The sequence below is a fragment of the Acinetobacter sp. YH12070 genome (assembly GCF_013419625.1).
GTDB classification, from domain to species: domain Bacteria; phylum Pseudomonadota; class Gammaproteobacteria; order Pseudomonadales; family Moraxellaceae; genus Acinetobacter; species Acinetobacter amyesii.
In genome coordinates this window covers 1-4,023 of sequence record NZ_VOZT01000112.1, presented here as the reverse complement: position 1 = coordinate 4,023, position 4,023 = coordinate 1, and the positions used below count along the sequence as shown (strand labels likewise).

The following is a 4,023-nucleotide window of genomic DNA, read 5'->3' as shown; positions in this document are numbered from 1 at the left end:
ATGTACAACTTGCGACATTAAATTGGGTAGATTGGTTCAACAAAAAGCGTGTACACAGCGCATTGGGTTATGTATCGCCTTTTGAGTTTGAAGCAATGTACTATGATAAGATTAACCCGTTAGGTCAGGTGGCCTAACTTAAATAAAAATGTCTCCGACAAACCCGGTACGGTTCAGTATAAATTATTATTAAACTCTTTAGATGAAATATAAAATCCAATCTTATTATCTGGTGGATTGATTAGTCTATATTCATTATCTTTTTTTATAAATAAGTTGATTGCTGGCTTATTATAGTACTCTACAGGTTTTTCACAAATTATATTAGAAAAACAAGCATGATTAGCACATGCTACAAAATTAAGTGATAAAAAGTATATTATTATTCGATATGTCATAGTTACTTCTTCTTTGGTAAATGTGAACAGCTTGGGCAAGATGGTTGGTTATAAAACTAATGATTTTATCCTGCAGCTCTTGCTAGTAGGGGGATATTTTGGCCCTAATATATTTAATATATTTCTACAGCTTTGTTGTACAAAGACTTAAAAGTTAAATCTAGCCTATTCTATTTTAATTTACAATTTGGGTGTGTGGGCTAACTCTGTAAATTTATTCAACGGCTATACGAGCATCTTCATTTACCTGACTTGAAAATAGACCGAACTAATCTGCTCATCTAATTGGATTTGATCAATTAAATCTTCAAGCAATTGCAAATCACTGACATTATTCATTTTGAGTTGAATAGCTCGTTTTTGCAGAGTTTTAGCATCTATACCAATATGTAGTTTACACCATTGTCTGCGATATTCAGGCTGATGTTTCTTCCGCTTCCATTCACCTAAAAATTTCAAACTAGCAGTGTCAACAAGCAGGTGCATCTCAATATGCGTTTGTCTTCTGCAATTGGTTGAAGGAATATCATTGATATTCGTATCTGTCTAATCTAATACGCAAAGTTTAATTAGGCTTTGTTCAAAGCCTAAAAAAACCACCGCTAACGGTGGTTTTTTGCTTCATTCAAAAATTAATATACTTTTTTGAAGATGAAGTCATTAATTTTATGGCCTGCTTCAATTCCGCGACGTTCAAACTTAGTTTGTGGACGCCAGTCTGGACGAGGGTAGCTATTGCCTTTACCCGCAAGGTTTTCAAGACGTGGGCGTTCTTCAAGAACTTCGATCATCCATTCAGCATACGGTTCCCAGTCAGTCGCTGAGTGGAATGTGCCGCCGATTTCTAATTTTTCTTCAACCAATGGCATACGGTCATGAGATACAAAACGACGTTTGAAATGACGTTTCTTCTGCCATGGATCTGGGAAGTATAATTGCACAGTGTTAATACTGTTGTCTGGCATTTCACGTAGCACTTGGATGGCATCAGCATCCAATACTCGAAGGTTAGTTAACCCTGCAAGACCTGCTTCATACACACATTGAGCGATACCCGGAACATGTACTTCAATGCCGACAAAGTTACGTTCTGGGTTTGCTTTTGCCATCAGTACCAAAGAGCGACCCATACCAAAACCGATCTCTACAGTTAATGGGCGTTCAGGGTGTTCAAAATGCTGACGCAAATCACCAACAGGGTATTCCAAAATTAGATGACCATATTGTTCCAGCGCAGTACGTTGCGAAGTATTAAGTGGCGCAGAGCGGCGCATAAACGTCACGATTTCACGGTGTTCGTTTAGATTATCCAGATCTACAGCGTGCTGGTCTAATTGATCGTTCGACATAACTTTGGCAAATGTAAAAAATTCGAATGCGGTATTTTAAGTCCTGAGATGCACAAGTCAAATTTTTTACCGTGAATATATCCGCTTTTTGCTCAATCTCACCGACGGAAGCCGTGCCGAGGATTTGCAATGTACAGTGAATTACTCAGCTCAAAAGCGATGAAATAACATTAAGCTAGGCGATTTTATCGTCAAGATCTTCACTATCTGTATCATCATGTTTAAACGGTAAAATGGCCTCAAGAACGGTACAACCCGGCTGTGACTGTATTTTAAATTCACCACCGATACGATGGATTCGTGTTTGCATACTATGGAGGCCAACATGTAGCCCTTGTTCAACTTCGTCAGGGTTGAAGCCGATACCGTTATCTTCAATACGTAAGATCAGTTGAGTCTCTGTTTCGCACAAACTGAGTTGAACTTTGCTTGCCTGACTGTGCTTTAAAATATTGGTTAGGGTTTCTTCAGCGACACGAGTCAAATTGAGACATTGGGTCGCAGTGGGTGAGTGAATCCATTCTGCAGCAAATTTCCAGCTTGAGCTCATGTCTAATTCTTCAAAGAGCTGTACAAAGCGATGGCGAATCGGCGCCGCCCATTCGATCGGGGTGTCTGGAACTTTCGTCCCTATACTTGAACCTGAATCGATGACTTGTCTTAAATCATTACGGAATAGTTTAAGCATCGACATGATTTGTGGTTTTTCAATTTTGTCATTTTGTTCTAACAATAAAATTGAACGGACAATTGATCCGCCTAAACCATCATGTAAGTCATGAGATAAATGAATTCGTTCTTGAAGTCGTGCATTTTCAAGCGCGAGTTGATGTTGTTGACCAAGTGAGGTCGCGAGTTTCAGTTCAGCTCGTTGCACATTTTCAGTTAAGGTCTTATTAAAACGCTCAATTTGACGGGTATGTCGAGCTAAACGCAAAGCCAGTACACCGCCCAAGACGAGGGTGGTCAGTGGCCCAGTATACGGCGAGAGTGCATGACCTTCCATGGTCATCATAAAGTGCGCATCATGTACCGCAATCGGTAAATAAATCAGATACAGCGTTGCAAGCAAATAGGTTTCGGCCATTTTGGCTTTATACGCCAAGTACGGATAGCTAATACATTTGGCCACAAAGACTAAAACAAAGAAGCTAAAACAAATTTGGATGACGGTTTTTAAATAAGCCTCTGGCGCAAAACCTATACAGAGAGCGGCGATGGTGGCAAGACTTAATAATAGTTTCTGAATTTTTGGAAATGGGTGGTTTGCAAAATACCATGCACCAATACAGCCAAAAACCGTATAAAAGCAGAAAATGATATTTTGCATACGGTCGATCTGTACGGTGGTTAGAAATGCAATTGGCCCATTAAAAATAATACACAGGCTATAAAACACCCAACACATACCAGTGATGGTTAACCATAAGTAAGCTCTTTCATTACGATTGGCGAGCCATGCTAAAAAAAAGAACACAGCCACGACGAAATTAATCATCGTATTGAGTTCGACTAATTGTCGTTGTTCGAGTAACCAAATTTTAAAGGTGTCATAGACTTGCGGGTATTCCCCAATTTGAACTGAACTGAGTCCTGATTTTTGGGTCACCGAACCATACACTTGCACCCAAATGGTATTTACACCTTGCTTTAAACTTGAGCTAGGCAAGTTCAATAGTCTAGGTTGATGTTGGCTTCGCGAAAAATGTTCTGCTGAAATATAATCTTGCCAAAGTAGGGCATCGTTTATATAAACCCGTCCACTTTGGGTGATGCCTTGTATAGCGATAGCAATGGGTTGATTTAACTGATGGAGGTCACAGTTCAACTTAAATTGGATTTTGTACCAAGCGATACCATGATAATCCGGCCAACGTTTATTCCAAGTGTCTGGAAGCTTTTGCAGATTTTGCCAACCTGTACGTGGGCGCTCTTGCTCGACAGCGCTTTTAGCTGTGGCAATATGGGTAATTTCAACAGGACAATGACTGCTTGAGATCTGTGGGGTGGCATTGGCAAAACTGGGTATAGCGATACAACATAGCAGGCAAAATAGACTCGCTAAGACCAGCAGCCGATTTGCTTGAATGCAGTGTCGTGACCAAAACCAAACCATCAAAATTCCCCCAATTTTGTGTATCCACAATTTAAAAGGCTCTAGACTAGCAGATTTGCACTTAGTTTTACCTAATGAGGTCCCACAACTCTGTTGCTAGCTCATTAGGCTCCCTCATCCAACGCCATTCTGTTTCTTTAAGATGATAATCAAAATACTC

At 39.9% G+C, this 4,023-nt stretch carries 3 protein-coding genes and 2 pseudogenes; 1 reads left to right on the top strand and 4 read right to left on the bottom strand.

The annotated features are described in order from the left end of the window. The coding region (locus tag FTU17_RS16960; protein ID WP_002059989.1) for an IS3 family transposase at nt 1-137 on the top strand (137 nt) is incomplete at its 5' end. A 519-nt stretch (nt 138-656) separates the two neighbouring features. On the opposite strand, the pseudogene FTU17_RS16955 reads toward FTU17_RS16960, so the two are convergent. From FTU17_RS16955 to FTU17_RS16940, 4 genes and pseudogenes are all read right to left on the bottom strand, one after another. Then, nucleotides 657-986, bottom strand: a pseudogene (locus tag FTU17_RS16955) (transposase); the annotation flags it as partial. A 44-nt stretch (nt 987-1,030) separates the two neighbouring features. Continuing rightward, a complete protein-coding gene (trmB, locus tag FTU17_RS16950) occupies nt 1,031-1,747 on the bottom strand; it encodes a tRNA (guanosine(46)-N7)-methyltransferase TrmB (protein ID WP_180023891.1) in 717 nt (238 codons plus the stop codon). A gap of 175 nt (nt 1,748-1,922) precedes the next feature. Beyond that, the gene (locus FTU17_RS16945) at nt 1,923-3,863 is read right to left on the bottom strand and encodes an ATP-binding protein (protein WP_180136104.1); all 1,941 of its coding nucleotides are present in this window, start codon (nt 3,861-3,863) and stop codon (nt 1,923-1,925) included. Between the two features lie 67 nt (nt 3,864-3,930). After that, a pseudogene (locus FTU17_RS16940) lies at nt 3,931-4,023 on the bottom strand (IS1595 family transposase); the annotation flags it as partial.

Bases quoted from the DNA above. Each gene is read 5' to 3' on its own strand.
- trmB (WP_180023891.1), bottom strand. From the start codon at position 1,747: ATGTCGAACGATCAATTAGACCAGCACGCTGTAGATCTGGATAATCTA.
- FTU17_RS16945 (WP_180136104.1), bottom strand. From the start codon at position 3,863: ATGGTTTGGTTTTGGTCACGACACTGCATTCAAGCAAATCGGCTGCTG.